Annotated in this window: 5 protein-coding genes; 2 read left to right on the top strand and 3 right to left on the bottom strand. The window is 66.7% G+C overall.

Going from position 1 to position 6,399, the window contains the following annotated elements; genetic code table 11:
- Positions 1-223 (bottom strand): hypothetical protein (locus DLJ49_RS22625; RefSeq protein ID WP_233489355.1); only part of this gene is annotated, 223 nt, incomplete at its 3' end.
- Between DLJ49_RS22625 and DLJ49_RS21560 the strand changes: the two genes are divergently transcribed.
- On the top strand, positions 216-710 hold the full coding sequence (locus DLJ49_RS21560) for a hypothetical protein (RefSeq protein ID WP_147277380.1): 495 nt from the start codon (positions 216-218) through the stop codon (positions 708-710). The two genes, DLJ49_RS22625 and DLJ49_RS21560, sit on opposite strands and share 8 nt — an antisense overlap.
- 33 nt (positions 711-743) lie before the next feature.
- Here DLJ49_RS21560 and DLJ49_RS20440 read toward each other — a convergent pair whose 3' ends face one another.
- Positions 744-3,677 carry a DUF3427 domain-containing protein gene (locus DLJ49_RS20440; protein WP_233489353.1) on the bottom strand — a complete coding sequence of 978 codons (2,934 nt, stop codon included), beginning with the start codon at positions 3,675-3,677 and terminating at the stop codon, positions 744-746.
- A 1,071-nt stretch (positions 3,678-4,748) separates the two neighbouring features.
- Positions 4,749-5,819 carry an AAA family ATPase gene (locus DLJ49_RS20435; protein WP_158547533.1) on the bottom strand — a complete coding sequence of 357 codons (1,071 nt, stop codon included), beginning with the start codon at positions 5,817-5,819 and terminating at the stop codon, positions 4,749-4,751.
- A 249-nt stretch (positions 5,820-6,068) separates the two neighbouring features.
- Between DLJ49_RS20435 and DLJ49_RS21955 the strand changes: the two genes are divergently transcribed.
- Positions 6,069-6,308, top strand: coding sequence for a helix-turn-helix domain-containing protein (locus DLJ49_RS21955; protein ID WP_158547532.1), 240 nt, complete (start codon positions 6,069-6,071; stop codon positions 6,306-6,308).
- Positions 6,309-6,399: the final 91 nt, after the last annotated feature.

Genomic DNA, 6,399 nt, shown 5'->3' with positions numbered 1-6,399 from the left:
CGGCCTCGACAGGGTCCGCGCGCAGTTCACGATGACCATGGCGGCCTGCAATCTGGCCAGGCTGCCGAAGCTTCTGGCGGCCTGAAACACGGGGCATCTCGGAACCGATCCACACGTCCCGGGCCGCCACCGCCTCAACTTGGAAACCCGCGCCCGGAAAAACGTCCTTCCAGCCGCACTTCTTCAGCGGCCTGTTAATGTAGGCGGATCCCCGGATGATCACCCGTCGGGCGTATCTCTGTGGATCGGCTCTGAACTGGCACCCCACCTCACTTGGTCGCAAGCAGTTGAAGACGCCGCATTTTCGAGGCAATCGCGCGATCCCTATCGGCGCCGATCGGGACCCCGTGAAGGGAGCGCTTTGCGTTGCGTTTTCCAAGGCTTGGACCGAGACTGACAGGGGTCACCATTCAAAGCCGAACCACAACGGCCGCCTGCTCGCTCTGGACGCCTTCGTCATGACGGTCGAACAGCGCGCGGCACCGCAGGTACGCGACAGGTCGGCGGAGAGCACGCCGACCACCCGGGCCGAATACCTCCCTCCGATCGAGATCCGGGCTGCGGCCGAGAGAATTCTCGCGGAAAGCGGTCGCATGAATCACGACGACCTCGTCGTCGCCACGGCGCGCCTCCTCGGCTTCGCGCGGACCGGGCAGGATGTGCGCACGGTGATCGGGTCGGCGATTTCCGACCTCGCACGCCAAGGATGAGCCCGGGCACGCATCCACGACGTGACCCCAATGTCAGTCGGGCACGGCGAAGGAGCGGCGCAGATGCTCGGGGACGGGCTCGGGCAGCCGAAACCGAACGGTGATGGGCTGTTCGCCCTCCCAGTCGAGGAAGCGCACCGGGCCACAGTAGATGAACGGGGCCGCGCGGCCCTGCCGCAGCTTGCCCGAGCGCACGAAAAGATGGACTTCGGCGCCGGGCTCGCGGCCGGAAATCATGGCGCCGTGCCGCGAGTCCTGGCGGGTCCGGGTCTGGCTCTGCCACTGAACCGTCTGCGCGTCGAGGAAGGCGTCTTCGTAATGGTTGCCCGTCGCGAGCGCGCCCTTCCGCAACGTCGTCAAGAGGATCAGCCGATTGGCCAGCCGCACGATGCCGGCGTTCCACGCACCCTCGTTGAATGTCGCGCCGAAGAGCCGGGGAATTTCTCTGCGCTCGTAGCTCCGCCACAGAACCGGTCCCTCCGCCGGGAGGTAGGGCGCCGGCGCCTCGGCGACCTCCCGTTGGGGCATCGCGATCTCGTCGATGATGGTTGCGAGTCGCCATTCGATCAGCTCGTCGATCAGCGTCTGGGCATCGGCCTGCATGCCGTCCGGAACGCGGGCGAGCGCGAGGCGCCCGTCGCGCTCGGCGAGGTGCATCGCCCAGATCGTGCCGGCGTCCTCGCTCGCCTCGGTAGCGATCCTTTGCGGATCAGCGCCGCCCGTGGCGAGGCCGGCACGAAGGGCTGCGGCGAGCCAGTGGAGCGCGTCCGCGTCTGCGCGTCGGGCGATGTCGGCAGCGAGGCCGCGCAGCGCCTCGGCCAACCTACGGTCCACGGGCTCGCCCATGTGGACCAGGAACCCCAGCCAGCCGCCGTGGTTCGGCGCCTTCGGGTCGAAGTCGGACATCCAGGTTTCCAGGGCTGTCGGCCGCCGGCCGTGGCGCAGGCGGAAATCGGCGAAGAACGCCTCCATGTCGTCGTCGAGGTCGCGCACTCGGAGCAAGGAACGGAGGATGTCGACGGCTTCGAGATCGTAGGTGACGGCGCAACCGTCCGGCAGGCCGGCGTCGCCCGCGATCGCCGCCTCGAGGCGGGCGGCGAGCGCGCGGTCGCCCTCCGGCGCGGCGAGCAGCGCGCGCACCTTCGTCAGGAAGGAACGGTGATTGCCGATGTAGTCGACGACGTGCAGCGCGTCCTTCCCCTCGGCGCGCCTGAGGCCGCGGCCGAGCTGTTGCAGCCAGACGATGGGGCTCTCGGTCGGGCGGAGCATCAGCACCGTGCCGATAGCGGGCACGTCGACGCCCTCGTTGAACATGTCGACGGCGAAGACGATCTCGAGCTCACCTCGCCCGAGCGCCTCGAGCGAGGAGGTACGGGGCGCCGATGCCGGCCCGGAATGAACCGCGGCGGCACGCAGCCCGGCCTGCCGGAAGAAGTCGGCCATGAAGTCGGCATGCGCGACGGTGCAGCAGAACCCCAGCGCCGGGCCGGCGCCGCGTCGCCTGAACTGCTCCAGCGCGTTGCGCGCCCTGGCCTCCGTGGCGAGCGCACTGGTGAGCTCCACCTCGTCGAAACGCGTGCTTCGCCACGGGATCTGCGCGTAGTCCACCGGGTCGGGCACCCCCCAGTACCGGAAAGGCGCGAGCAGGCCCTCCTCGATCCCCTCGAACAAGTCGCACCGGAAGACGAGGTTATGGTCGCACAGGTGCAGGAGGTCGCCGCCATCGGTGCGCTCGGGCGTCGCCGTGAGCCCCAGCAGGAACCGCGGCGCGAAATGCCCGATGACACGGCGGTAGGTGGCGGCGGCGGCATGGTGGAACTCGTCGACCACGATGTAGTCGAACGTGTCCGGCGCGAAGCGCTCGAGATGGGCCATTCGGCCGAGCGTCTGCACGGAGGCGAAGACGATGTCGGCATCGGCCACCTTCTCGCCCCCGTCGTAGCGGCCGAACCGCGCCTCGGGCCGGATCCGCCGGAACGTCGCCATGGCCTGGGTGAGGATCTCGTCGCGATGGGCGACGAACAGCACGCGGCCGAAGGGCACGCTGTCGAACGCAGCGAGCCAGGTCTTTCCGAGCCCGGTCGCGAGAACGACGAGCCCGGCGCGCGCGCCGCCGTCGCGCGCGCCCTCCAGGGTCTGCAGCGCCCGGCGCTGGATCGCGTGCGGCTCAGGCGGCGGGTCGGGCGGGCTCTCGTCGCGCACCGCTTTGGTGTAGGCCGGCGGATCCTGAACGCTGCGGCGCGCGGCGTAGGCGTCGATCCAGGCGCTATCGAGGGGGCGGACGTTAGGGTGGTGCAGAAGCGCCTCGAACGCCTCCCCCACAGCCCCCCATCGCGCCGGATCCGGGCCGGTCGAGAGGTTCCACTCCACGCCGTCGGTCAGCGCCACGCGGGTCAGATTCGACGACCCGACGACGGCGTCGCCGCAGCCGCGAGCGCGAAAGATCCACGATTTGACGTGGAAGGAGCCCCCGCGCGTCTCGAAGACATGCCGGTGCACGTCGCCGTCCAGATCCATCAGCATGCGCAGCGCGGCCGGCTCGGTCACGTCGAGGTAGTCGCCGACCACGAGCCGCAGGCGCCCCCGTCGATCGAGCAGATCCTGGAGGTACGGGCGCACCAGCGCGACGCCGCTTTCGAGCGCGAAGGCGACAGCGAGGTCCACCGCTTCCGCCCGGTCGAGATGCCCGACGAGATGACCCAGAAACGGGTCGCCGCCGCCACACACGAGCCTCCCCGGCGGATGCCCCGAGTCCGTCGCCCCGAGCCGCAGATGGAAATGCCCGCCCGTCTGCACGATGAAGGGCGTCGCGCCCGGCGGGCAGCCGTCGAGCTGCTCGGCGATCGCGGCCATGACCGCCGACGCCTCCGCGAAATCGAGATCGGCCAGCCGCCCGACATGGCGCCGAGGCGCGACGACGGCGCACCCGTCGATCTGTCCGCGAACGACCGCCGGATCCTGCCCCACGAGACGGCAGACCGGGCAATGAGCGGATTCTTGAGGGTCGTCCGGAGGCATCACGTCGGTTTCGTATCGCCGGGTCGACCGTCCGACCAGGCGAACGTATCGATTTCGACAGCCGGGCTCCGCTCCGCCGGTCTGCCGCCTCGCCGATGTCGAGGTCGCGGGACTTCCTGCACAAACGCTACCGCGAATGGAGACCCGCAAGGCCATCCGGTACGACACGCCCAAGACGAAGCCGGCTCGCCTGCGCACGAGGCTTCCTCGCTCGTCGACGTGGCCAGGCTTGTGATGGCATCGCTTTCATGTGTACGCGGACAAGACGCATCCTCAAAAGACGAAAGGGATGACCGATCTGGCCATCCCTTTCGAGCCCTCAGGGGGGAAGATAACACAGGCCCTCGAATTTCGAGGGTATTTCCTGACCCCTCATGGGCGACAGTCACACAGGCTCCTGCTTGCGCAGGGCTATCCTGACCCCTCATGGGGGACAATCACGCAGGCTCCTGCTTGCGCAGGGCTATCCTGACCCCTCACGGGGGACAATCACGCAGGCTCCTGCTTGCGCAGGGCTATCCTGACCCCTCACGGGGGACAATCACGCAGGCTCCTGCTTGCGCAGGGCTATCCTGACCCCTCACGGGGGAAGATAACCAGATCCGCGCAAAAGGCGCCAATGGCGCTCTTTGCGCAGAACCGACCCTGTGGCCATCGAGACCGCCTCCTGCGGCAGATGACCGGCAGAGCCGGTCGAGAGATGGTTCTGACCGGCGAACCGACAAAACCACTTCCCTTCGGCACCCCCGGCGCGGCATGTCAGCCAACCAGCGGTGCCTGAAAAGCAGATGGGTGGAAGCACTTGAGCGCAGAAGGCTTACGTTGCTTCCCCTTGCGCCGATGGGCGGCGGGAGATCCTGCCTGTCGCATGACATGGACATGCACAGGGCGCCACGAAACAATCCGGACTGCTGTGAACTGGAAACACACCGGAGCTTCGCTTGTCCCCGGTGGCGATTTCGCTCGATCAAGACCTCTGGTCGCCGCGAGAGAATTCGAGCAAAATGAAGGTCGAAATTCTCAGCAGGTCACGCGCCAGCGATTTCCCTCTTTCGCGACGATCGGGGTCGGGTCCAGCGCCAGTTTGCCGAGGACCCTGGCAACGCTCTTCCGCCGCGCCTCTTCGTTGGCCCCTTCGAGGAGGTTTTCCGGCAGCAGTCGGGCCAGGTCGCCCGCCGAGAATCTCTTGTCGAAAGATGAAACCCGGTTTGTGGCGACCAGCGAAACGACGGTCCGGATGACCGCGTGGTGATCCGATTGCGCCCCCCGGCCTTGTTTCTGCGTCTCGCTGGCGGACGGCTCGGTCTCCAGCGCGACGACCGTCGTCCGGGGATCGCCGTCCTGGTCGTCGCCCAGCGTCACGGCGTCGAGCCTGAACGCCCGCGGGGCGGGCTTCGCTTCGTTGCGCTGTTTATCGCAGGAAACCCGAACGCTGCCCTCCTGAGGCGCGAGACGCACTTCGGTATCCACCGCGCTGCGCAGAGCCGAGGAGCCCCGCCCGCCGCGATCCGCGTCTTTTCCCGTGTGATGCACGCACATGACGTGAGCCTGAACGCCCCGCGCCACACGTTCCAGTTGCGTCACGACGCGGGTCATTTCGCCCGCATTGTTCTCGTCTGCGATCCCGATCGACCGTGACAGCGTATCGAGGATGATGAGCGCGATGTCGGCGTGATGGCGTTCCTGCAGTTGGCGGAGTTCCTGCAGGAATATGCCGACTTCCGCTTCATCCGAGAAGTCGACGGGGGCTTGACGGACCAGATAGGGATGGACCGCTTCGTCCCTATTGATCTCGTAGGCCGTCGTGCGATCGAGAATCGCCTTTGGCGCTTCCGCCGCCACATGCACGACGAGGCCGCATTGGACACGTGCCCCAAGCGCACCGGCCCTGAGGACGACGGCCCTGCCGATCATGCCGGCGAACGCGGATTTGCCGACATTCGAAGGTCCATACACGAGGGAGGTCTCCCCCCTGTAGAACCATCCCTTGACGACGTAATCGGTTTTCAGGCTGGGGGAATGATTGCGCGCATCTGCATAGATTGAATTGATGCGCGCCGAGAGCGAGGTGTCCTGGTCCAGAGAGTGCATGGGCGGTGGCGCCTTCCGAGTGCAGTGGGAACGATGTCCGTCAATCGGACAGTGGGACAATGGTCCCGTCGGTCGCTGGACCAAAACGGGATCACGAAAACGTATCCGTGTCGGCCTGCCGGACATCCGGACATTCCCCTTCAGGGGAAATGTCCGGATGTCCGGCAGTCTCCGTACACCAGATTTCCGGCGACCGGCCAGCGGACCTATCTTCATCTCGAAAGCAATCGCATTCGTGGAGATCGAGAAATGAAAGCCGACAGCCTTTTGTCATTGCAGGATACAGCGGCCGTTCTGCAGGTGTCGCCGCGCACGGTGCGCCGATTGATCGATCGTGGCGCGCTCACGCCCATTCGTGTTGGTGCGACGCTCGCAATCCGGTTCACGGACATCCCCGGGCTGTCCCGACCGGATCCTTCGGCCGGCGAACCGCAAGGGCGCCTTCTGACCGTGCACCGAAGTTCGACAGTTGATCCGATAAGCGATTGATATTGTTGGCGGGGAGTTCGCGTTTTTGTGACGACAAGGTGCGTCAGGCGGGTTTCGGCAGGCTCAATGCTTCGAACAGGTCGAGTTGCTC

Origin of the sequence: Rhodovulum sp. 12E13 (genome assembly GCF_003340565.1) — a bacterium.
In the GTDB taxonomy this organism is placed as follows: Bacteria; Pseudomonadota; Alphaproteobacteria; order Rhodobacterales; family Rhodobacteraceae; genus HLUCCA09.
The sequence above is the reverse complement of the archived record's forward strand: the minus strand, read 5'-3'. Positions and strand labels throughout refer to the sequence as shown.

Coding starts and splice junctions, on each gene's coding strand:
- DLJ49_RS21955 (WP_158547532.1), top strand. CDS start 6,069: ATGAAAGCCGACAGCCTTTTGTCATTGCAGGATACAGCGGCCGTTCTG.
- DLJ49_RS20435 (WP_158547533.1), bottom strand. CDS start 5,819: ATGCACTCTCTGGACCAGGACACCTCGCTCTCGGCGCGCATCAATTCA.
- DLJ49_RS21560 (WP_147277380.1), top strand. CDS start 216: ATGATCACCCGTCGGGCGTATCTCTGTGGATCGGCTCTGAACTGGCAC.